Here is a 21,786-nt window from a genome sequence, read left to right on the forward strand (position 1 = left end):
CGAGGCGGGAGCGGGGCGGGAGTGGGGCGCGGGAGGGTGGCAGGGCCGGTCGGATTCGAACCGACGTCCTCCGGCTGTGCAGGCCAGGTGCGACGACCTCTGCGCTACGGCCCTGCCGCCGGTGATCATAACGACGGGCTGCCGCCGGTCATAGGTAGGAAACTCCCTACGTTTGACACGTAGGTAATTGCCTACCTATCGTGGGGGCATGAACATCACGCACGCATCCTTCGTCACCCTCCCCGTCGCCGACCAGGACCGGGCCCTCGCCTTCTACACCGACGTACTCGGCTTCGAGGTCCGCGCGGACCGCCAGGTCGGTCCCATGCGCTGGCTCCAGGTCGCACCGCGTGGCGCGCAGACCGTCTTCACGCTCTCCGGCCCGGGGATGGGCGATTTCACGCCCGGCTCCGCCCGGGGGATCATGTTGGTCACGGCCGATGTCGACGCCGACTGCGCGCGGCTCGCGGCGGCCGGTGTCGAGGTGAACGGTCCGGACGAGGCCCCCTGGGGGCGGACGGCCGGCTTCCGTGACCTCGACGGCAACGCCCTGATGCTGCTCACGGAGAAGGAAGGCTTCTAGCGCCATGGTCACGACGGGTGTCGCCGAGGACCGTGTGTTCGCCGCTCTCGCCAACGGCACCCGCCGTGAAGTCCTGCGCCTGCTGCGCGAGCGCGGCCCGCAGCCCGTCCAGTCCCTCGCCGACCACTTCGACATGCGCCGCCCCAGCCTCTCGGAACACCTGAAGGTGCTGCGGGAGGCCGGGCTCGTGTCGGAGGAGCGGGCCGGCCGGCAGCGCATCTACCGCCTCGAGGCCGCGCCCCTGGCCGATGTGCAGGACTGGCTGCATCCGTACGAGCGGTTCTGGCGCGACAGGTTCAAGGGCCTGGGCGAGCTCCTCGAGCGCATGCCCGACGATGAGACATGACCTCAGCCTCCGACCAGGACTTCGACGAAGACCTCACCACGGTCCGGGTCGACCGGTTCCTGCCGCACCCGCCGGCCAAGGTCTGGCGCGCCCTCACCGAGCCCGAGCTGATCGCCCAGTGGCTCATGCCGTCGGACTTCCGCCTGGAAGTCGGCCACCGCTACACGATGACCTCGCTGCCCCGCCCGAACACGGGCTACTCCGGTACGACGGCGGCCGAGGTGCTCGCCTACGAGACCGGGCGGATGCTCTCGGTCCGCTGGACCGACGCCTCCGCCGCCAACGCGGCCGACTGGACCATCACGTGGACGCTCGAACCGGAGGGCCGCGGCACCAGGCTCTTCCTCGTCCACGAGGGCTTCGACCCGGACGACCCCGCGCAGATGACGGCTCGCAAGATCATGGGCGGCGGCTGGCGCGGCTACGTCATGGACGCCCTGAACGCCGTACTGGACCGGCACTGAATGGCGAAGGGCCCGGATCCGTGAGGATCCGGGCCCTTCGCCATTCAGTAGCGGGGACAGGATTTGAACCTGCGACCTCTGGGTTATGAGCCCAGCGAGCTACCGAGCTGCTCCACCCCGCGTCGGTAGACCTCACCCTACGGCACTGCGGGCCCGCAGCCGACCACCCCCGGCACGGGGCGGCCCAAATAGGATGTCACCGCCCGGCCGGGCCGCGACAATGCGTCCATGCGCATACGAGCAGCACGCCTCGACGAACTGCCCCTCCTCCAGGACATCGAGAGGGCGGCCGGGCTGTGCTTCCGGGACATCGGCATGCCGGAGATCGCCGACGACGAGCCGCTCCCGCTCGATGAGCTCGCCCGCTACCAGCGGGCCGGGCTGGCCTGGGTCGCCGCCGACGACTCCGACGCCCCCGTCGCGTACCTGATCGCCGACCGCGTCGACGGCGGCCTCCACGTCGAGCAGGTGTCGGTGCACCCGGACAGCGCGCGCCGCGGTGTCGGTCGGTCCCTGCTGGACCACTTGGCGGACCGGGCCGCGCGCGACGGCCTGCCCGCGCTGACCCTCACCACCTTCACCGAGGTCCCGTGGAACGCCCCGTACTACGAGCGCTGCGGCTTCCGGCTGCTGGACGAGGGCGGGCTCACGCCCGGTCTGCGGGAGATCCGCGAACAGGAGGCGCGGCACGGCCTGGACCGGTGGCCCCGGGTCTGCATGCGCCGGGCCCTGTGATCGAAAAGCGGGTGCGCCGTCCGCGCACGGCTGACAGCATGCCGCAGTGAATCGTGAACTGATGTCTCTTCTGGCCCATACCCACCACCCCATCGCCGCACCGCTGTCGGACCGCGCGGTGCACGGTCTGCTGGAGCGCGGCCTGCCGCGCGGTGACGAACGGGTCCTCGACCTCGGCTGCGGCGGCGGTGAGTGGCTGCTGCGCTGCCTCGGCATGCACGAGGGCGTCCACGCCCACGGTGTCGACATCTCGGAGCCGGCCCTCGACCGCGCCCGGTCCGCCGCCGACCGGCTCGCCGTGGCGGACCGCCTGTCGCTCCACCACGGACCGGCCGGGGAGTACGCCTCCGCGGACCCCTTCGACCTCGTCCTGAGCGTCGGCGCCGCCCACGCCTTCGGCGGCCTGCTGCCCACGCTGGAAGCCGCCGGGAAGCACCTCGCCCCAGGCGGGCACATACTGATCGGCGACGGCTACTGGCAGCAGACACCCTCCGCCGAAGCGGTGGAGACGCTGGGCGACTTCGCCGATCTGGCGGCCACGCTGGACGACGTCACCGCAGCCGGCTGGACGCCGGTCTTCGGCCACATCAGCAGCCGCGAGGAACTCGACGCCTACGAGTGGTCCTGGACCGGCTCACTGGCCGCCTGGGCGCTGGACCACCCCGAGGATCCCGCCGCCGCCGACGCCCTGGCCGCGTCCGCGCTCCACCGGCGGGAATGGCTGGGCGTCTACCGGGAGTCATGGGGCTTCCTCACGCTGCTGCTCCGCGCGAATCCGCCCCGCTGAGCACCCGCCCCGCTGACGGGGCGGTCAGCGGCACAGGACGGGGACCTGCTGGACGAGGTTGTTGCCGAAGCCGCCGCGGTTCCAGGGCTGTTCCAGCGGCTGGGTGCGGCCTTCGGCGTCCGTGGCGCGGGCGATGAGGGTGTGGCTGCCGGGCGTGGCGGTCCAGGTGCCGTGCCAGGCCTGCCAGGCCCACCGGTGCGCGCCCGGCGGCGCCAGATCGGCCTCGCTCCAGGAACCGCCGCCGTCGGCGCTCACCTCCACCCGGGCCACCGGCCCGTATCCCGACCAGGCGCGCCCCTCCAGCCGTACGGGCCCGGCGGGCACGACGCGGACGCGCGACATGAAGTCCGGGAATCCCGGCGGGACCATCAGGGCGCGCGGGGCGATCCGGGTCACAGGTTCGCCCGGGTCGTCCGGATCCTGCCGGAAGCGGTACGCGACGGACTGCTGGAATCCCGTGAACGGGGCGTCGACCAGGGTGATCTCCCGCAGCCACTTCACGTGCGCCATCCCGTACCAGCCGGGGACGACCAGGCGCAGGGGGTACCCGTGCTGAGGCGGTAGCGGCAGGCCGTTCATGGCGTAGGCGATCAGCACCTCCGGATCGTCCCCGGTGGCGACCGGCAGCGGCAGGCTGCGCCGGTAGTCCTGCTCGACCCCGCGCTCCACACCGTGGTCGGCGCCCGTGAAGACGGCCTCGACGGCGTCCCGCTCCACACCGGCCTCGGCGAGGACGGCCCGGAGCGGCACGCCCGTCCAGTCGGCGGTGCCCACCGCCTCGACCAGCCAGGGCTGGCTGACCGGGCGCGGGGACAGCCGGGCCCGGCCGTTGCCCGCGCACTCCATGGTGACCCGCCGGGTCACGGCGGGGAGCGCGGCGAGCGACGCCGGGGTGAGGGTCAGCGGCGTACGGACCCGGCCGCCGACGACGAGGCGCCAGTCGTCGGCGTCCGCGGCGGGGATGTCGTAGTGCACCAGCACGTAGTGCAGGCCCGCCGGGGTGACCTCGTAGCGCAGGGCCTCCAGCGGAAGGCCGTGGTTGCGGGCCGCGAGCGCCAGCTCCTCGTGGCTGAGGCCCTCACCGGGGTCCGCCACCCGCGCCGGCGTGCTGACATCGCTCAGGGACGCCTCCATGCCCCCATGGTCCCGCTCCTACAGGTTCCGTACAAAACGGAGGCCCGGGCGGCCGTCCACCTCCGTCTCACCGGCCGCCGTGAACCCCGTACGGGCCAGTACGGCGCGCGAGCCGGCGTTGTCGAGCGTGGTGACGGCCGTCAGCGTGGTCAGGCCGTACTCCGCACCGGCCAGGGCGCAGATCTCGCGGACGGCCGAGGTGGCCAGTCCCCGGCCGGCGGCCTGCTCGGCGATCCGGTAGCCGAGCTCGGCCGAACCGTTCGCCACGTCGACCAGGTTGACGCGTCCCAGTATCTCGCCGGCGCCGCCCACGAGGACGTGGAAGAGGCACGCCCCCGTGTCCTGCTCGGCCAGCAGCGCACGGTGGCGCGCGTCGAAGTCGGCGAAGTACCCGTCGCCGCGGTCGGGCACCGACGCGGCGAAGTAGGCCCGGTTGTCCCGCTCGAAGGCGAGCAGGGCCTCGGCGTGGTCGGAGCGCAGGAGCTGGAGCTGGAATCGGAGCCGGATCTGGTCGTGAGGAGAGGACATGCCCGGATGCTACGCAAGGCTCCCGGACGCCGCGGGGACGGGTCCGGAGCCCGAACTGTGCTCCGTACGAGTTCTCTTGGGGTGCCCGTTCGGCCGCAGAGCCGAGTTCATGATCATCATTTTGGCTCCCGATCGTTTTGATGCTGCCATCCGGCCGTGTGAGATCTGGGAGGGCTGTGTGGCCATGTCACAGACGCGAGGCAAGCAACCGACCAAGGCGTGGGGCGTGGTGGCCGCTGTGACGGGGGCCATGCTGGTGGTCGCCGCGGCGCCGGGCCGGGCGCACGACGCGGACACCGCGGAGTCCACGGCGGGCAGCCGGCCGAAGGACGCGGCGGTCACCCTGCTGGTCGGCCGGGCGGTGGACGAGGGCGTCGCGGCGGCCGCGGGACGGTGCGCCGTCCGCACCTTCCGGCCGGGCCTGTGCGGCGGCTGGCGGGAGCAGCGGGTACAGGCCACCTCCCGCGGCACGGGATTCCTGCTGCGGATGCCGGCCCTCGGCGACGCGTCGCGCGCGGCCGGCGCGGACGCGCTGCCCACGGACGCCGGCGCGCCGCTGGAGATCGCCCTCGCGGACCCGGGACGGCTCACCGACGTGACCGTGACCGACGGTCGGGGCCGCCACCTGGCCGGCGAACTCGGCGCGGCCGGCGGGCACTGGATGAACACCGAGCCGCTGCGGGCGGGGGAGACGTACACCGTGCAGGTCGGCGCCCAGGACGCGGCCGGCACACCGGTCGGGGTGACCATGGCGTTCCGTACCGCGCCGCCCGCGGACGGGGGCCGCCTGACGGCCGGGTTCGGGCCCCGCCCCGGCACGTACGGCGCGGGGGAGATCGTCACGGCGGACCTCAGCCGGCCGGTGCCCGCCGACGACCCGCTGGCCCGCGCCCGGGTCGAGCAGGCGCTGCAGGTGACCTCGGAGCCCCACGTCGAGGGTGCCTGGCACTGGGTCGACGCATCGACTCTGCACTACCGGCCGCGTACGTACTGGCCCGCCCACACCGTGGTCCGCGTGCGCAGCGGTCTCGACGGGGTCGAGGTCGGCGACCTCGGCTACGGCGGCCCCTCCGAGCCGCTGGAGTTCACCATCGGGGACCGGATCGAGGCCGTGACCGACGCCGCCGCCCACGAGATGACCGTACGCCGCAACGGACGGATCATCAGGACGATCCCGGTCACCACCGGAAAGGCCGGCTTCAGGACGCGCGCCGGCATCAAGGTGGTGCTCCGCAAGGAACCCAAGGTCCGGATGCGCGGGGACACCGTCGGCATCAAGCGCGGCACCAAGGAGTTCTACGACCTGCCCGTGCTCTACGCGACGCGCGTGACGTGGAGCGGCGAGTACATCCACGCCGCGCCCTGGTCGGTCGAGGCGCAGGGCGAGGAGAACGTCAGCCACGGCTGTACGGGCATGAGCACCGAGGACGCCGCGTGGTTCTTCGACACGGTGCGCGTAGGGGACATCGTCGAAGTGGTCAACAGCGGCGGCCCGAAGATGGCTCCCTTCGACAACGGTTTCGGCGACTGGAACATGGACTGGCGGACCTGGCTGGAGGGCAGCGCCCTGGCCACCGACGAGGCGCGGCCGCAGAGTTCACCCCTCTCCCCGTCCCGTCTGCATCCGACCACCTGATCCGGGAACGCCGAATAGGCGGCGCCGGATGCCGTCCGTTGGCATCATGGTCGCGCCGGGTCGGTGTGGACGGGGTGGGGTGGCGGCGCCGTGGGCGGTACGGGGATGCACGCGCGGGATCTGTCGCAGGGCGAACTGGCGGAACAGGTGGCCCTGCTCGCGGACCGGGCCGGGGCGGATTCGGCGGCCTCGCTGATCCGCCGCGCCGCCCGCCGGTCCGAATCACCACTGGCCCGCATCTGCGTCATAGGCGGCAGCAACGTCGGCAAGTCACGCCTCGTCAACGAACTGATCGGCACGGACTGCCTGCCGGTGTCCGTCCACCCGACGAACGGGCCGCCCGTCGTCGTACGCCCGACCGGTGCCGCCGGTCCCGAGGAGGCCGACCGCGCGGACGCCGCACCGGCGGAGCCCCGTACCGTACGCCTCCGGGTGCCGGCCGATTCCTGGCCGGCCCGGGTCGGCGTGGAACTCGTGGACACGCCGGGCTGGGAGGGCTGGTCCGGCGTACGGCAGCCCGACAGCGCCGCCCTCGCCAGGATCGTGGCCGACTGCGACGTGGTGGTCGTCGTGACCGAGGCGCGCCGGGCGATGCTCGCCACCGAACAGGCCCGGATCAAGGCACTGGCCGCCGCCCCGCACACGCCGCCGCTCGCGATCGTCGTCACCAAGCTCTCCGAGGTCGAGGACGAGGCGGCCGAGATCCTGCGGCGGGTCAACCACCTCGTGGGGAGGCTGGCCCCCGAGGCGCTGGTGCTGCCCGGACCGGTACGCACGCCCGGCACTTCCGGCACGCCCGGCACGACACCCGGGGCCGAGGGGGCCCTGGACGGGATCGACCAGCTGCGCTCGGCACTGGCGCGGCTGGCCGGCGTCCGACTGCGCCGCGCGATGCGGACGATCCGCCGGCTGTACCTGCTCGCGGCCACCTGCGACCTGGTGGCGGAGGCCGCCGGCCGGGCGCTGGCGGACGCGCACTGGACCGACCCGGTCAGGGCCCGCGCCGCGCAGATCTGGCACATGGCGCACGAGAGCGCCCGCTTCCACTGGATCGTGCTCAGCGCCGACGTGGGGGAGTGGCGGGCCGCGCTCGTGACGACGATCGCCGCGGAGGCGCGCAGGCGCCGCGCAGCCGCGGCGCGCGAACTCGCCGCGCGGTTCTCCCAGATGCTGGAGACCCCCGAGGAACAGCACTTCATCCGGCTGCACACGATCCCGTACACCGCGGAGGCCCTGCAGCACTTCGAATCCTGGATCACCGTGACCGTCGACCGGGTGCTCGAACAGGACACCGGCCGGCTGCGCGACGTCCTGCTGCGCAACCGGCCCGGCGAGGAGCTGTTCCAGGGCCTGGCCGCCCCGAGCGCCCAGCGGGTCGTGCCGACGGCGGCGCTGCCCGGGGTCGCGGGCACGGCGGCGGCCGCGGAGTCGCAGAACGCGACCGGCTGGGACTCCTCCTGGCTGCCGGAGTTCGTCGGCACCGCCATCGAGAGCGTGCTGACACCCGTCTCCACCGAGGTCGTCGCGCAGATCGCCGGCGCGGCCGGCACGGCACTGGTGACGGAGGCGCTCGAACACGGCCAGGCGGAGCGGCGCGAGCGCACCATCGACGACCTGGAGCGGATCGTCGAAGCGGCCTTCACCGAACAAGTGGCCCGTACGGACGCACGGATCGGCCAGGTGTACGAGCGCCTGCTGAGCCAGGCGCGGGACCGCGACGAACAGTGGTGGCGGCTGCACACGACGGCGGTCGCCGCCCAGCCCGACTCGATCGGACACTGGCGTTCACTCCAGAGCACGGCGCGGTCGCTGAGCCGGTCCGTGCACGCACACCTCTCCCCCCTGGAAGGGGCCTGATGGACCACCAGACGGACCACGAGAGCAGGCAGTCCTCGTCCGCCCGGGAATCGCCGGCCACGCATTTCCGCGGCTGGAGCGACAACATAGGCACGCTGCGCTCGTACTACCAGCAACTCCAGCAAGTGGCCGACGAGGCGGCGGAGGTCGTCACCGCGCCCGGCGAGCAGGGCGGGGCGCAGGCACTGGGGCTGGGCATCAACGGGGCGGTCTTCGAACGCGAGACCTTCCGGATCATGGTCCTCGGCGAGTTCAGCAGCGGCAAGAGCACCCTGATCAACGCCCTGCTGGGGAAGAAGCTGCTGCCCACCAAGGCCAACCCGGCCACCGCGTTCACCACGGTCCTGCGCTGGGGCGAGACCGAGCGGGCCTGGCTGTACCGGGACGCGGACCGGCGGGGCGGCGAGACGGCCGTCACGACGGAGGAGTTCAAACGAGAGGTCTCCCTCCAGATCGACGCGCACGGGGCGCCGCGGGCCCCCTCGTTCGCGCTGGCCGTCGTCGAGCAGCCGCTGGAGCTGCTGCGCCGGTCCGTGGAGATCGTCGACTCGGCGGGCATCAACGAGAGCCCGGACCGCGAGCTGGTGACCTTGCGGTACCTGGAGGAGGTCGACGCCGTCGTCTTCGTCACCGACGCGGGACGGCCCTTCACCCTCCACGAGACCGAGAACTACCTCGAACACGTCAAGAAGCTCGGCCACCGCGACATCTTCTTCGTGGTCAACCAGTTCGACCGCATCGAGGAGGAGGAACGGGCGGAGGTGATGAGCCGCTGCCGCAACGCGGTGGCCGAGCTCAGCGGCGGCACCGGCTCGCCCGCCACCTCCAACGTGTTCTTCGTCAGCGCGCTCCAGGCCCTGAAGTCCCGGATCGCCGACGACGAGGACGGGCTGCGGGCCTCGGGGATCGGTCAGCTGGAGGCCGCCCTGGAGGTCTTCTGCATGCGGGACGCGGCCCGGGTGAAGTTCGTCCGGCTCGCCGAGTTCCTGCGGCACAACGCCGTGAACCTGCGCCTGCGGCTGCACGACGAGGGCGCGATCCTGATGAGGTCCACGGCGGAACTGCGCGAGCTGCTCGACCGGAGCCAGGCCACTCAGGACCAACTCCGCGCCAGCGCCAGCGCGATCCGGGACATCGTCAACGGCAGGATCCTCGACGTCGAGGGCGAGCTGCAGCTGAAGTTCGCCGCGTTCCTGGCGAAGCTGAGCGGCGAGATCCCGGACTGGCACATCCCGCGGCGCGGGCGCATCCGGCGGGCCCGCCTGGCCCTCACCCGAGGCGGCCGCGTGGCCATCCAGCACGAGCTGATGGACGCGTACACGGCCCAACTCCAGCGCCGGATGCAGATCTTCTGCTCCCAGATCCTCGACAAGCTCATCCAGTCGCGGCAGGAGGACTTACTGCGCCAGATCGAACCGCTGATCCGCGCGCACGCCGACCTCCTGGACGAACTCCGCTCCGAACTCACCGGCACCCGGTCCGTCCGCGACCAGAACCACCTCCTCTACACCCTCGCCATCGCCGCGGGGAAGGGCGACGGCCGCAGCGGCCGGCGCACCCGCGACGACGTACCGCTGCTCTTCCGCCCCAGCTCGCTCATGGCCATCGGCGCGGGCACCGGCGCGGCGCTCGCGGGAGGTACGGCCGCGGCCGCCACCGCCGGGCTGATCAGCCTCGGACTGGCCATGCCCCCGGTGGGCATCGCGGTGGCCATCGGCGCGGCCATCGGACCGCTCATGGCGACCGGGGCGGTCGTCTTCGCCGACGGCAAGGTGCACTCCCGTGTGGCGCAGGAGTTCTCCGACCACGTGAAGGAGTCGGCGAACCTGGCAGCGCGCCAGTACGCCGACAGCCGGGCCGCCGATCTGCGTGCCGTGTGGGGCGGGATCAGCGAGACGCTGCACGGCCAGTTGCAGGACCTCATCGGCATAGTGCAGCGCAACATCGTGGAGGCCCGGGAGGACACTCAGGCCAAGTCGGGCAAGCGGGACCGGCTGTACACGCACGAGCAGCGGATCACCGAGGTGGAGCAGCTCATCGGAGGCTTCCTCCAGCCGTTCGTGTCGGAGGCGGAGCGGGGGCAGGCGTAGGCGTGGGCGGCGGCGTGGCAGGTGGAGATGAGGCGGTGGCGGGCCGATAGTGAGGCTGTGAGCGACTCGTCGGAGCAAGCCGGGCGACCCGGTGTCGGAGCGGGTGCCGCCTGGTCCGGCCGCGAGGGCGCGCAGGCCTTCGCGGCGGTGGAGGCGGCCACGGACTGGCTCCTCGGATATCCGTTCGTCTTCCGGGCCCTGTCCCGCCGGCTCCGTGCCGACCAGGTCCTGGTGGACTACGGATGCGGGCCGGGCAAGGTGGCCGACCAGGCGGCCCGCCGGTTGGGGGCGCGGGTGGTGGGGGTGGACACCTCGCCCGAGATGCTCGCGCTGGCGCGCGGTGCGGGCACGGCCGTGGCGGAGTACCACCTGGTCGAGAACGGGCGGGCGACAGGCCTGCCGGACGGCTGCGCCGACGCGGTGATGTGCAACCACGTACTCGCCTCGCTGCCGACCGAGGACGCGGTGCTCGCGGTCTTCACCGAGGTCCACCGGCTGCTGCGGCCCGGCGCCCCGTTCGTGCTGCTCGCCACCGATCCCGACTGCGGCGGCATGGACTACGCCTCGTTGCGCATCGGCGGGACGGGTGAGGTGTACAGGCCGGGCGAGCCGCTCACCGTACGGCTCCGGCGCACGGACGGATCCTGGCAGGAGGTCCGCAACCACGCGTGGCCCGTCGCCGTCGTCCCCGCTCTGCTGGAGCGCACCGGCTTCCGGGACGTGGTCCAGCACCGCCCGTCGGTGGAGGAGGCGGTCGACCTCGCGGACCCGGAACTCGTGAACAGCCGCACCTGGTCGGCGGAGCGGGCCAGACCACCGCTGGTGATCACCACGGGGTCGGCGGCCTGACCGCGCGCCGTTTCTTTCTCGCTGCCCTCCGCTCTCGGCGAAGCGGTGGGCGGCTGCCCACGGCCCGTGTTTCGGTGGCCCGATGGAGATCTTGATACTGGGCGGTACGGCATGGTTGGGCCGTGAGGTCGCGCGGCAGGCAGGGGCACGCGGACACCGGGTGACCTGCCTGGCCCGAGGGGAGAGCGGCGACGTCGCCGAGGGCGCGAGGCTGGTCACCGCCGACCGGCGCGACCCGTCGGCGTACGAGGGCCTGGCGGGCCGGGACTGGGACGCCGTGGTCGAGGTGTCCTGGCAGCCCGGCTTCGTCCGCGGGGCGCTGGCGGCGCTCGGCGCGCGGGCGGGCCACTGGTCGTACGTGTCCTCGATCAGTGCGTACGCCTCCCACGCGGCCCCGGGCGCGGATGAGACGGCCGGACTGCTGCCGGCGGCCGAGCGGGACGAGGTCGGCCGCGAGCTGTACGGCGAGGCCAAGGTGGCCTGCGAGGAAGCCTCCACGGCCGCGGTGGGCGACCGGTTCCTCATCGCGCGGGCCGGACTGATCGGCGGACCCGGCGACCACAGCGGTCGCACCGGGTACTGGGTCGGCCGCGCGGCCCGCGAACCGCTGGCCCCGCTGCTGGTGCCCGACACCCCGGACGTCGCGACGCAGGCCGTCGACGTACGCGACCTCGCGGCCTGGCTGCTCGACTGCGCGGAGAAGCGGACGACCGGCACCTACGACGCGGTCGGCCCGGTCGTGCCCTTCGGGGAGTGGGTCGCCCTGTCGCGGCAGATCGGCGGGCACACCGGACCGGTGGTCGAGGCGGCCACGGAGTGGCTGCTCGGGCAGCAGGTGGGCCAGTTCATGGGCGGGGAGTCGCTCGCGATGTGGATGACCGACGCGGAATGGAGCGGCTTCAGCGCGCGCCCCGGCGCCGCGGCGCTCGAGGCCGGTCTGCGCCACCGCCCCCGGGCGGAGCTCCTGGCCGACACCCTGCGCTGGGAGCGGGAGGCGGGCCTGGACCGACCGCGCCGGGCGGGCCTGAGCGCCGCCCGCGAGCGCGAACTCCTGGCCGCGCTCCGCTAGTGCTGTGGCCGGAAAGGTTTGCCGGGGCGCGGCTCCCCCAGCTACCGCTGGGAGGTGCCCCCAGGTGCGGTGCATCGCAAGGCGGAGGGCCGCGGCTCGTACTGGACGCACTTGCGCGGTCCGACAACGCGGCGAGGTGCCGTGCTTGGGGGTACCTCCCTGGGGGTCCCCCGGACGGAGTCTGGGGGAGGTAGCCGGGGGAGCGTCGCGACCCGGTGAACCTTGCCGGTCACAGCACTAGGCCCTGTCCGGGCGGGTGCCGACGGGGCCGACCGATGGAAGATCGCCTCCGCGGTCGGCACCCTCTCCGCGTGGCACGCCGCCGATCGGGTCCGCGACGGCATAGTCGACGGGGTAACGGACACGGAGGGAGCCGACGGTGGCGAGTGCGACAGAGCCCCATGCCTCCCGCGTCACGCTCCGCGTCAACGGCACGGAGCACGTCCTCCCGCTCGACCACCGCGTCACCCTGCTCGACGCCCTGCGCGTGCGTCTCGGCCTGACCGGTGCGAAGAAGGGATGCGACCACGGTCAGTGCGGCGCCTGCACCGTGCTCGTCGACGGGCGGCGGGTGAACAGCTGCCTGCTGCTCGCGGTGGCCCAGGACGGCGCGCACGTCACCACGGTGGAGGGACTCGCCGACCCCGACGGCACCGATGCCACCGACGGTGCACTGCACCCGCTCCAGCGGGCGTTCATCGACCGGGACGCCTTCCAGTGCGGCTTCTGCACGCCCGGCCAGCTCTGCTCCGCCGTCGCGGCGATCGAGGAAGCCGCCAACGGCCACCCCTCGCACGTCACACCCGCCGAGGCCCTCGCCGGGCCCGGCCGCCCCGTCGCGCTGACCGCCGAGGAGATCAGGGAACGGCTCAGCGGCAACCTCTGCCGCTGCGGCGCCTACCCCCGCATCGTCGACGCCGTGCTGGACGTGATCGCGTGAAACCCTTCGCCTACGTGCGCGCGGCCACCCTCCAGGAGGCGACGGCCGCCCACGCCCGGCTGCCCGGCTCCCGCTATCTCGCCGGCGGGACCAACCTCGTGGACCTCATGAAACTGGGCGTCGAGAGCCCCGGCGCCCTCGTCGACCTCTCCCGGCTGCCGCTGGCCGGCATCGAGCTGCTGCCCGCGGGGACGCTCCGTATCGGCGCCACGGCCCGCAACAGCGACGTGGCCGCACACCCCCTCGTACGCACGCACCACCCGGCCCTCGCCCAGGCACTGCTCGCCGGAGCGTCGGCGCAACTGCGCAACGCCGCCACCACCGGGGGCAACCTGCTGCAGCGCACCCGGTGCCCGTACTTCCAGGACGTGTCCGCGGCCTGCAACAAACGCGACCCGGGTTCCGGCTGCGCCGCGCTCGACGGGGTCCACCGCGATCACGCCGTACTCGGACACTCCGAGCACTGCGTCGCCACCCACCCCTCGGACATGGCCGTGGCCCTCGCCGCGCTCGACGCCGACATCGAGCTGTACGGCGAAGCGGGCACCCGGACCGTGCCCGCCACCGCCTTCCACCGACTCCCGGGCGAGCGGCCCGAGCAGGACACGGTCATCCGGGACGGGGAGATCGTCACCGCCGTCCTCCTGCCCGTCCCGGCCCCGGGCGCCGTCTCCCTCTACCGCAAGGCCCGCGAGCGGGCCTCCTACGCTTTCGCGCTGGCTTCGGTGGCCGTCGTACTCGACCTCGACCCGGGGACCCGTCGCGTGCGGCGGGTCGCCCTCGCCTTCGGCGGCCTCGCCCACCGGCCCTGGCGCGCCACCACGGCCGAGGAACGGCTGACCGGCGCCGAGCCGACCGCCGAGGCCGTGCGGGAGGCCGTCGAAGCGGAACTGGCCCGGGCCCGGCCGCTGCGCGACAACGCCTACAAGATCGCGCTCGCCCGCAACCTCGCGTGCGACGCACTCGCCACGCTCGCCCGGCGGGCGGAGGACGGACACCCCCGCACCCCGTAGGAGCAGGAATGCGCCCCGACCGTCCAGACCCTTCCGACCGTCCCGACCGCCCTGCCGCCGCCCTCGGTTCCCCCGCCGTCCGGGCCGAGGGCCCCCAGAAGGTCACGGGCGCCGCGCGCTACGCCACCGACCGCACGCCGTCCGACCTCGCCTACGCCTGGCCCGTGCCCGCCACCGTGCCCCGCGGCCGCGTCACCGCCGTGGACACCGGCCCCTGCCTGGCGCTTCCGGGTGTACTGGCCGTCCTCACCCCGTACGACGCCCCCCGCCTGGGCCCCTCGGACGACCCCACCCTCCAGGTCCTCCAGAGCACCGGGGTCCCGCACCGCGGCTGGTACGTGGCCCTGGCCGTCGCCGAGACGCCCGAAGGGGCGAGGGCCGCCGCCGGAGCGGTGCGGATCACCTACGCGACCGAGGAACACGACGTCGGCCTCCGCACCGACCACCCAGACCGCTACACGCCCGAGGAGGTCAACGGCGGGTACCCCGCCCTCCGGGAGCACGGCGACCCGGACGCGGCCCTCGCCGCCGCCCCCGTACGCGTCGACTGCCTCTACACGGTGCCGCCCCTGCACAACCACCCCATGGAACCGCACGCCGCCACCGCCCGGTGGGACGCCGCGGGCGGCCACGACCACCTGACCGTCCACGACTCCAGCCAGGGCGCGGGGGCGGTCCGGACGGCGCTGGCCTCGCTGTTCGGCCTGCCCGAGGAGGACATCACGGTCGTCAGCGAGCACGTCGGCGGAGGCTTCGGTTCCAAGGGCACCCCGCGCCCCCACGCGGTGCTGGCCGCCATGGCCGCCCGCCACGTCGGACGCCCCGTCGAACTCGCCCTGCCCCGGCGCCACCTGGCCGCCGTGGTCGGGCACCGCGCGCAGACCCTGCACGAGATCAGCCTGGGTGCCCGCCCCGACGGCACCCTCACCGCGCTCACCCACGAGGTCACCACGTACACCTCCCGCGTCAGGGAGTTCGTGGAGCAGGCGGCCGTCCCCGCCCGCGTCATGTACGCCGTCCCGGCGAGCCGCACCCTCCACCGGGCCGTCGCCCTGGACGTACCCACGCCGTCCTGGATGCGGGCCCCGGGGGAGGCGCCCGGCATGTACGCCCTGGAGTCGGCCATGGACGAGCTGGCCGAAGCGCTGGGGGCGGACCCCGTCGAGCTGCGCATCCGCAACGAGCCCGCGCGCGAACCCGATACGGGCCGGCCCTTCAGCAGCCGGCACCTCGTGGAGTGCCTCCTGGAGGGCGCGGCCCGCTTCGGCTGGGCCACATCGCGTACGCCGCGCAGGGAAGGACCGTTCCTCCGCGGCACCGGAGTGGCCGCCTCCACCTATCCCGTGTACATCGCGCCCTCGACCGCCCGGGCCCACGCCCGGCCCGACGGGAGCCACCTCGTCGAGATCAACGCCACCGACATCGGGACGGGCGCCCGTACCGTGCTCGCCCAGGTGGCGGCCGACGCCCTCGCCGTCCCGCTGGACTCCGTGACGGTGGCCGTCGGGAGCACGGACCTGCCGCGGGCCGCGCTGGCCGGCGGGTCCGCCGGGACCGCCTCCTGGGGCTGGGCGGTGCACGACGCCTGCACCGCGCTGGCCGCCCGCATGGCGGGCCTGCGGGGCGGCCTGCCCGCCGAGGGCCTGTCGGCGACGGCCGACACCACGGAGCCGGTCCGGCAGGAGTCCCCGTACGCCCGCCACGCGTTCGGCGCCCAGTTCGCCGACGTCCAGGTCGACACGGTCACCGGAGAGGTACGCGTACGCCGCCTGCTCGGCGTCTTCGCCGCCGGGCACATCCTGAACCCGGTCACGGCGCGCTCCCAGTTCACCGGCGCGATGGTGATGGGCATGGGGATGGCGCTGACGGAGCGGAGCACGCTCGACCCGGTCCTCGGCGGCTTCGCCGAGAGCGACCTGGCGGCCTACCACGTGCCGGTCCACGCCGACGTGCCCGACATCGAGGTGCACTGGATCGACGAGCACGACGCGCACCTCAACCCGATGGGCAGCAAGGGGATCGGCGAGATCGGCATCGTCGGCACGGCGGCCGCGATCGGCAACGCCGTGTGCCACGCCACGGGGAAGCGCATGCGCGACCTCCCCCTCACCCCGGACCGGGTGCTGCCGGCGCTGACCTGACGCCGGTGTGACGGCGTGCGGGGCCTACCGGGAGGCCAGGACGCAGAATTCGTTGCCCTCGGGATCGGCCGGCACGACCCACGTCGCGTCCGCGCCCTGGCCGACATCGGCGTGGCGGGTCCCGAGCCCGACCAGGCGCCGGACCTCCGCCGCCTGGTCGTCGGGGCGGAAGCCGAGGTGCAGGCGGTTCTTCGACGTCTTGGGATCCGGTACCGGTACGAAGACCACCCCGGGGAGCCGTTCGGGCCCGGGACGGACCTCGTACTCCTCCGGGGAGTCGTTCACGACCACCCAGCCCAGGGCCCGCGCCCACCAGCTGCCCAGCGCGGCCGGGTCCCGGGCGTCCACGACGGTCTGCTCCCACTCCAGTGCCATGGGCCGAGCGTAGGCCGTACGGCCCACGTCCTCCCCGCCCCGCGCCGTCCGCCCGGACGCTGTGGGGCCGATTTGGAGGGACGATGAAAGCCAGCCGGGAAGGGAGCGCCTTGATGGATGCGACCGATGCTCGCGGTACGGGCGGCGTGAGGCGCGCCGAGGCCGGGGTGTCCCCGCCGAGCGGGCTGCTCGACGTCCTGAACGTCGCTGCGGTCGTCCTCGACGCACAAGGGCGCATCGCCCTGTGGAGCCCGCAGGCCGAGCAGCTGTTCGGGTGGACGGCCAAGGAGGCCCTCGGCCGGCCCGCCGCCCGCCTGCTGGCGGCCGAGGACCACGTGGACCTGGTCCTGGAACTGTTCGCGCGGGTCATGGGCGGTGCGGGGGACTGGGCCGGAGCGTTCCCCATACGGCACAAGGACGGCTCCACACGCCCGGTCGAGTTCCGCAACATGCGGCTGCTCGACGAGCACGGAGACATGTACGCCCTCGGGATCGCCACGGACCGCACACGGCTGCGGCAGCTGGAGCGGGACCTGGCCCTCTCCGCCCGTCTGGTGGCCCAGTCCCCGATCGGGCTGGCGGTCCTGGACACCGACCTGCGCTACGTCCTGGTCAATCCGTCGCTGGAGCGCATCAACGGGCTGCCCGCCTCCGAGCACATCGGACGCGGTATCCGCGAGGCCCTGTCCTTCCTCGACGACGCGGGAGCCGTCGAGTCGGCGATGCGCCAGGTCCTGGCCACGGGGACACCGCTGGTCGAGCAGTTCACCGCCGGGCACACCCACGGCGATCAGCATCACGAACACGCCTGGTCGGTGTCGTACTACCGGCTGGAGGACGCCGGCGGGCGGGTCCTGGGCCTGGCGACCTCCGTGGTGGACGTCACCCAGAGTCACCAGGCGGCCAAAGAGATCGCCCGCAGCCGCCGCCGCCTCGCCCTGATCGCGGACGCCACCGTACGCATCGGCACCACCCTCGACCTGGACCAGACCGCCCGCGAGCTCGCCGACGTGGTCGTGCCCGAGCTCGCGGACATCGCCGCGGTCGACATCCTGGACTCCGTCCTCGAAGGCCGCCCCAGCCTGAAGTCGGCCGCCCACGAACCGGCGGTGTTCCGGGCCCTGGCCGTGGCGGCCGCCTATCCCAGCGAAGCCGTGCGCGCCGCGGACCCCCCGGGTGACATCGCCCGGTACGAGGCGGACCGCCTGGTCACCCAGTCCGTGACGACCGGCCACCCGGTCCTGGTGGCCCACGTGCACGCGCGGGACATCTCGCGCATCGCCCGCGACGACGACGCGGCCGCCCTGCTGGCCCGCGCCGGCCTTCGCTCCTACCTGGCCGTGCCGCTCATCGCCCGCGGCGAGGTCCTCGGCGCCCTCGACCTCAAGCGCACCCGCAACCCGCTGCCGTTCAACGACGACGACATCGTCCTGGCGGGCGAGCTGGCCGCCCGCGCCGCCGTGTGCATCGACAACGCCCGCTGGTACCGCAACGCCCACCACACCGCCCTGGCCCTCCAGCACCACCTCCTCCCGCACCACCCTCCGCCCACACCGGGCCTGGAAGTCGCCTACCGGTACCGGCCCGCGGCGGCGACCAGCGAGATCGGCGGAGACTGGTTCGACGCCATCGCCCAGCCGGACGACACCACCGTCCTCGTCGTCGGCGACGTCATGGGCAGCGGCATCAACGCCGCCGCCGGCATGGGACAGCTGCGCACCGCCACCCGCACCCTCGCGGAGCTGGCCCTCGACCCCACCCGCGTACTCCAGCAGCTGGACCACACCACCAGCGCCCTGGAGGAGACCATCGCCACCTGCGTCTACGCCGTCTACGACCCCCACCGCGCGGAGTGCCGCATCGCCGTCGCCGGACACCTGCCCCCGGTCCTGATCCGCTCCGGGCAGGCGCCCCGGCTGCTCGACCTGCCCACCGGGACGCCGCTGGGCGTGGGCGGCATCCCGTTCGAGGCCACCACCGTCCCCATGGAGCCCGGCGACCAGCTGGTCCTGTACACCGACGGGCTGGTCGAGACCCGGGACCAGCCGATCGACGAGCGCCTCGGCCTCCTCCTGGACCTGCTCGCCGACACCAGCCGCCCGCTGGAGGAGACCTGCGACAGGCTCCTGGACACGCTGCGCCGCCCGGACGACCACGACGACGTCGCCCTGGTCATCGCCCGCGCGAAACCGATGTGAGACCGGTGGCCGGCCAGTGGTGGTGGTGCCGGTCGATGACGTAGTGGTGCCCGTGCCGCCAGCCGCCCGCCGCGGGGCGGGCGTCGGCGAGGTGCGGGTGCCCGGGAGGCAGGTCGGGGTGGACGTGTTCGAGCCGGGACGGGTCACGGGCGGGCCAGATGGCGGCAGCGGCCGCGGCGGCGGCCAGACAGACGGCGCCGAGGGCCAGTGCGGTCACCGGAAGCCCGGCTCCGGCGGCGAGCCAGCCGGCCAGCGGGTAGGTCAGCAGCCAGCAGCTGTGCGAGAGGGAGAACTGCGCGGCGAACGCGGCGGGCAGGTCCGCGTCGGCGGTGGAGCGGCGGATGACGCGGCCGCCGGGGGTCAGTACGGCGGAAGAGGCGGCGCCGATCGCGGCCCAGACCAGCAGGATCGCGGGCCATGACCAGGTGCCGGGTGACGTCGAGGTGAGCGCGGCTGCGGCGGCCAGGACCACCGGGAGGGCGAAGGCGGCCGGGAGCATCAGGGCGCGGTCGGGGACGCGGCGCAGCAGGCGCGGGAGCAGCAGCGCGGTCAGCATGGATCCCGCACCGTAGGCGCCGAGGGCGAGGGAGACGGCGCCCGCGGGGCGGCCGAGGTGGTCCCGTACCAGGACGACCGTGTCGACGAAGACGATGGCTCCGGCGGCGGCCACCGCGAGGTCGAGGGCGAGCAGGGCCCGCAGTCGGGGTGTCGCCCAGAACAGGCGGGCACCGAAGGCGGCCTTGGCGTAGGCGCCGCCGGTGCGTTCGACGGGCGCGGGCCGGGGCAGCACGGTGGCGAGGACGAGGGCGGCGGAGGCGGCGAAGCCGACGGTGGTCCCGGCGAAGAGCCAGCCGTAGGACACCAGGGTCAGCAGGGCCGCGGCCAGCGCCGGGCTGAACAGGCTCTCCAGGTCGTAGGCGAGCCGGGACATCGACAGGGCCCGGGTGTAGTCGCCCTCGGCGGGCAGCACCTCGGGGATGGTCGCCTGGAAGACGGGCGTGAAGGCCGCCGAGGCCGCCTGGAGCAGGAAGATCAGCAGGTAGACCTCCCAGACCTCGGTGACGAAGGGCAGGGCCGCCGCGACGCCGGCGCGGGTCAGGTCCGTCGCCACCATCAGGGTGCGGCGGGGGATCCGGTCGGCGACCGCGCCGACGAGCGGGGCGATGGCGACGTAGGCGACCATCTTGATCGCCAAGGCCGTCCCGAGCACCGCCGAGGCGTCGTCACCGGCGATGTCGTACGCGAGCAGACCGAGGGCGACGGTCGCGAGCCCGGTGCCGACAAGGGCGACGGCCTGGGCGGTGAACAGGTGCCGGTAGGTGCGATTGCGCAGTACGGACAGCATCGGTCCCGTCCCGGTCGGCGGCATGGGAGACCCCTGACTCCACCACCATAACCAACATGTGCGTACCCGTGCACATGTTGCGTACGGGAAACGGGACGGTGTGACGGTCAGTCGTGCGGCGGAAGGGAGCCCAGCTCGTGGTCGGCGACGTTCAGGGCCTCGTCCACCAGGCGCCGCAGATGCCCGTGGCGCAGCGCGTAGACCACACGGCGCCCGTCCTTGCGGCTGGTGACCAGCCCGGCGAGGCGGAGCTTGGCGAGGTGCTGGCTGACGGAGGGCCGGGCGGCCCCGCAGGCCTCGGTGAGCGTGCTGACGTCGGCCTCGCCGCGGCCGAGCTCGTCCAGCACCGCCAGGCGGGTGGCGTCCGCGAGCAGCGCGAGGACCGACACGGCGACCGCCAGCCGCTCGCCCTGCCCGTGCTCCTGCGAGCCGTCTGCACCTGCCAGGTGCGTGCTTGCGCTCATGCGCACATGTTAGGCGGGCCCCTCGTCCAGCGCTGCCAGCAGCGACCGGGCCTCGGCGTGCGCCCGGGCCACGTCGACGTCCTCGCAGACGACCTGCAGGCCGAGCGCCGAGAGCCCCGGCCGGCCGGGGAAGGAGAAGTACGACTGGTACGCGAAGTAGGCGCGCAGCTCGTCGGTGGGGTCGCGGCCGACGGACAGCGTGGCGAATCGTTCCTCCGTCACGGGACCCGACAGCAGGGTCCGCGTGCTGGTCTCGCCGAGCTGGACCTCCCGCTCGTAGGACTCGGCCGCCTGCGGCAGTTCGAGCACCGCCCGGGCGAACTCCCGGGCGTGCGCCGCATCGTCGAAGGTCAGCAGCTCGGTGAAGTCGGGCAGTCCCGCCAGCAGCAGCCAGCCCCGCGGCCGGCCCGCCTCCGCCGGTTCGTACGCGACCGAGAGGACGCAGCTGCCCCCTTCTCCCCGCTCGCGCTCCCACGCGTAGGTGAAGACCTGCTCGAATTGCATGCTGTTGACGGACATGGGTGAAGGCTAGGTCCTGTCTCAGACCCGTACGGAGGATCTGGGGGCGGATGCGGGGGTGTCGGCGGCCGGAGCGGTTACGGATGTGGTGCGTATCGACGCGTGCGCAGCCACCCATCCGCGAGGAGACCCCGATGAGCCGTATCAACCGACGTGACCTCGGCCTGCTGGCGCTACGCGCCGGTACGGGCGCGGTGCTGATGGCGCACGGCACGCAGAAGCTCTTCGGGTGGTTCGGCGGCGCGGGCCTGGCGGGAACGGCAGCCGCGATGGAGCACATGGGCTTCCACCCCGGGCGGGAGAGCGCGATCGCGGCCGGTCTGGGTGAGGCGGGCGGTGGGGCGCTGCTGGTCCTGGGTCTGGCCACCCCGGCTGCCGGCGCCGCGGCGGCGGGGGCCATGGCGGGCGCCGTGTCCGTGCACGCGCCCGCCGGGTTCTTCAACCAGGGCGGCGGATTCGAGTACCCCGCGTTCCTAGGGTTCACCGCGGCCGCCATCGGCCTTGCCGGACCGGGCCGCTACTCCGTCGACCACGCCACCGGACACTGCTTCGACCGGCGGTGGACGGTCATGCTGGCCTTCGCGGGCAGCGCCCTCGCGGCCGCCGCCGTGGTCGCCAAACGCGCCGGGGCGCAGACGCGAGCGGCCCCGCCTGCGGCTGACGAGGGATGAGCGGATCCGTACGGGACGGCGCCGACGCGCGGACGGCGCCGA

Annotated in this window: 21 protein-coding genes and 2 tRNA genes; 15 read left to right on the forward strand and 8 right to left on the reverse strand. The window is 73.7% G+C overall.

The window, feature by feature from the left end; genetic code table 11:
• Nucleotides 1–37: 37 nt before the first annotated feature.
• A tRNA-Cys gene (locus ACGFYQ_RS12785) sits at nucleotides 38–114 on the reverse strand.
• 94 nt (nucleotides 115–208) lie between these two features.
• Here ACGFYQ_RS12785 and ACGFYQ_RS12790 point away from each other — a divergent pair.
• Genes ACGFYQ_RS12790 through ACGFYQ_RS12800 form a run of 3 tightly spaced genes read left to right on the forward strand, consistent with a single transcriptional unit; the run spans nucleotide 209 to nucleotide 1,393 of the window.
• A complete protein-coding gene (locus ACGFYQ_RS12790; RefSeq protein ID WP_393742928.1) occupies nucleotides 209–583 on the forward strand; it encodes a VOC family protein in 375 nt (124 codons plus the stop codon).
• Between the two features lie 4 nt (nucleotides 584–587).
• Nucleotides 588–929 carry an ArsR/SmtB family transcription factor gene (locus ACGFYQ_RS12795; RefSeq protein WP_393742930.1) on the forward strand — a complete coding sequence of 114 codons (342 nt, stop codon included), beginning with the start codon at nucleotides 588–590 and terminating at the stop codon, nucleotides 927–929.
• Nucleotides 926–1,393, forward strand: a complete 468-nt coding sequence (locus ACGFYQ_RS12800; RefSeq protein ID WP_393742932.1) for an SRPBCC domain-containing protein — start codon at nucleotides 926–928, stop codon at nucleotides 1,391–1,393. Before ACGFYQ_RS12795 ends, ACGFYQ_RS12800 begins: the two co-directional genes overlap by 4 nt.
• Before the next feature lie 48 nt (nucleotides 1,394–1,441).
• On the opposite strand, the gene ACGFYQ_RS12805 is transcribed toward ACGFYQ_RS12800, so the two are convergent.
• Nucleotides 1,442–1,515 (reverse strand) — tRNA-Met (locus ACGFYQ_RS12805).
• A 106-nt stretch (nucleotides 1,516–1,621) separates the two neighbouring features.
• Between ACGFYQ_RS12805 and ACGFYQ_RS12810 the strand changes: the two genes are divergently transcribed.
• Both ACGFYQ_RS12810 and ACGFYQ_RS12815 read left to right on the forward strand, forming a co-directional pair.
• Nucleotides 1,622–2,128 (forward strand): GNAT family N-acetyltransferase, encoded by a 507-nt coding sequence (locus ACGFYQ_RS12810; RefSeq protein WP_393742934.1) that lies wholly within the window; start codon nucleotides 1,622–1,624, stop codon nucleotides 2,126–2,128.
• Between the two features lie 46 nt (nucleotides 2,129–2,174).
• Nucleotides 2,175–2,915 (forward strand): SAM-dependent methyltransferase, encoded by a 741-nt coding sequence (locus tag ACGFYQ_RS12815; RefSeq protein ID WP_393742936.1) that lies wholly within the window; start codon nucleotides 2,175–2,177, stop codon nucleotides 2,913–2,915.
• Between the two features lie 24 nt (nucleotides 2,916–2,939).
• Here ACGFYQ_RS12815 and ACGFYQ_RS12820 read toward each other — a convergent pair whose 3' ends face one another.
• Together ACGFYQ_RS12820 and ACGFYQ_RS12825 are read right to left on the reverse strand one after the other, a co-directional pair.
• Nucleotides 2,940–4,049, reverse strand: coding sequence for a sulfite oxidase (locus tag ACGFYQ_RS12820; protein ID WP_393742937.1), 1,110 nt, complete (start codon nucleotides 4,047–4,049; stop codon nucleotides 2,940–2,942).
• A gap of 18 nt (nucleotides 4,050–4,067) precedes the next feature.
• Nucleotides 4,068–4,577 carry a GNAT family N-acetyltransferase gene (locus ACGFYQ_RS12825; RefSeq protein ID WP_393742939.1) on the reverse strand — a complete coding sequence of 170 codons (510 nt, stop codon included), beginning with the start codon at nucleotides 4,575–4,577 and terminating at the stop codon, nucleotides 4,068–4,070.
• 184 nt (nucleotides 4,578–4,761) lie between these two features.
• Between ACGFYQ_RS12825 and ACGFYQ_RS12830 the strand changes: the two genes are divergently transcribed.
• The 8 genes from ACGFYQ_RS12830 (at nucleotide 4,762) to ACGFYQ_RS12865 (ending at nucleotide 16,172) form a co-directional block, all read left to right on the forward strand.
• Complete coding sequence (locus tag ACGFYQ_RS12830; protein ID WP_393742941.1) at nucleotides 4,762–6,213, forward strand: Ig-like domain-containing protein; 1,452 nt, start codon at nucleotides 4,762–4,764, stop codon at nucleotides 6,211–6,213.
• Nucleotides 6,214–6,303: 90 nt separating this feature from the next.
• On the forward strand, nucleotides 6,304–8,070 hold the full coding sequence (locus tag ACGFYQ_RS12835) for a GTPase (RefSeq protein WP_393742943.1): 1,767 nt from the start codon (nucleotides 6,304–6,306) through the stop codon (nucleotides 8,068–8,070).
• Nucleotides 8,070–10,160 (forward strand): dynamin family protein, encoded by a 2,091-nt coding sequence (locus ACGFYQ_RS12840; RefSeq protein ID WP_393742945.1) that lies wholly within the window; start codon nucleotides 8,070–8,072, stop codon nucleotides 10,158–10,160. Before ACGFYQ_RS12835 ends, ACGFYQ_RS12840 begins: the two co-directional genes overlap by 1 nt.
• 57 nt (nucleotides 10,161–10,217) lie before the next feature.
• Nucleotides 10,218–11,009: a class I SAM-dependent methyltransferase gene (locus ACGFYQ_RS12845; RefSeq protein WP_393742947.1), complete on the forward strand. Its 792-nt coding sequence runs from the start codon at nucleotides 10,218–10,220 to the stop codon at nucleotides 11,007–11,009.
• A gap of 82 nt (nucleotides 11,010–11,091) precedes the next feature.
• Nucleotides 11,092–12,078: an NAD-dependent epimerase/dehydratase family protein gene (locus tag ACGFYQ_RS12850; RefSeq protein ID WP_393742949.1), complete on the forward strand. Its 987-nt coding sequence runs from the start codon at nucleotides 11,092–11,094 to the stop codon at nucleotides 12,076–12,078.
• A gap of 379 nt (nucleotides 12,079–12,457) precedes the next feature.
• Nucleotides 12,458–13,018, forward strand: a complete 561-nt coding sequence (locus tag ACGFYQ_RS12855; protein ID WP_393742951.1) for a (2Fe-2S)-binding protein — start codon at nucleotides 12,458–12,460, stop codon at nucleotides 13,016–13,018.
• A complete protein-coding gene (locus ACGFYQ_RS12860; RefSeq protein ID WP_393742953.1) occupies nucleotides 13,015–14,031 on the forward strand; it encodes an FAD binding domain-containing protein in 1,017 nt (338 codons plus the stop codon). Before ACGFYQ_RS12855 ends, ACGFYQ_RS12860 begins: the two co-directional genes overlap by 4 nt.
• Nucleotides 14,032–14,039: 8 nt before the next feature.
• Entirely contained in the window at nucleotides 14,040–16,172 is a 2,133-nt protein-coding gene (locus ACGFYQ_RS12865; RefSeq protein ID WP_393742955.1) for a xanthine dehydrogenase family protein molybdopterin-binding subunit, read from the forward strand.
• A gap of 24 nt (nucleotides 16,173–16,196) precedes the next feature.
• Here the strand turns inward: ACGFYQ_RS12865 and ACGFYQ_RS12870 are convergent, their stop codons facing one another.
• A complete protein-coding gene (locus tag ACGFYQ_RS12870) occupies nucleotides 16,197–16,547 on the reverse strand; it encodes a VOC family protein (protein WP_393742957.1) in 351 nt (116 codons plus the stop codon).
• 113 nt (nucleotides 16,548–16,660) lie between these two features.
• On the opposite strand from ACGFYQ_RS12870, the gene ACGFYQ_RS12875 reads away from it, so the two are divergent.
• Nucleotides 16,661–18,745, forward strand: coding sequence for a SpoIIE family protein phosphatase (locus ACGFYQ_RS12875; protein ID WP_393742959.1), 2,085 nt, complete (start codon nucleotides 16,661–16,663; stop codon nucleotides 18,743–18,745).
• Here the strand turns inward: ACGFYQ_RS12875 and ACGFYQ_RS12880 are convergent.
• The 3 genes from ACGFYQ_RS12880 to ACGFYQ_RS12890 form a co-directional block, all read right to left on the reverse strand.
• Nucleotides 18,720–20,090, reverse strand: coding sequence for an MFS transporter (locus ACGFYQ_RS12880; RefSeq protein ID WP_393743293.1), 1,371 nt, complete (start codon nucleotides 20,088–20,090; stop codon nucleotides 18,720–18,722). The two genes, ACGFYQ_RS12875 and ACGFYQ_RS12880, sit on opposite strands and share 26 nt — an antisense overlap.
• Nucleotides 20,091–20,197: 107 nt before the next feature.
• Nucleotides 20,198–20,554 carry an ArsR/SmtB family transcription factor gene (locus ACGFYQ_RS12885; protein WP_393742961.1) on the reverse strand — a complete coding sequence of 119 codons (357 nt, stop codon included), beginning with the start codon at nucleotides 20,552–20,554 and terminating at the stop codon, nucleotides 20,198–20,200.
• A gap of 9 nt (nucleotides 20,555–20,563) precedes the next feature.
• Nucleotides 20,564–21,073, reverse strand: a complete 510-nt coding sequence (locus ACGFYQ_RS12890) for a hypothetical protein (protein WP_393742963.1) — start codon at nucleotides 21,071–21,073, stop codon at nucleotides 20,564–20,566.
• 134 nt (nucleotides 21,074–21,207) lie between these two features.
• Here ACGFYQ_RS12890 and ACGFYQ_RS12895 point away from each other — a divergent pair, with 134 nt between their 5' ends.
• On the forward strand, nucleotides 21,208–21,744 hold the full coding sequence (locus tag ACGFYQ_RS12895; protein WP_393742965.1) for a DoxX family protein: 537 nt from the start codon (nucleotides 21,208–21,210) through the stop codon (nucleotides 21,742–21,744).
• Nucleotides 21,745–21,786 lie beyond the last annotated feature (42 nt).

Source organism: Streptomyces sp. NPDC048258 (assembly GCF_043201995.1).
GTDB lineage: Bacteria > Actinomycetota > Actinomycetes > Streptomycetales > Streptomycetaceae > Streptomyces.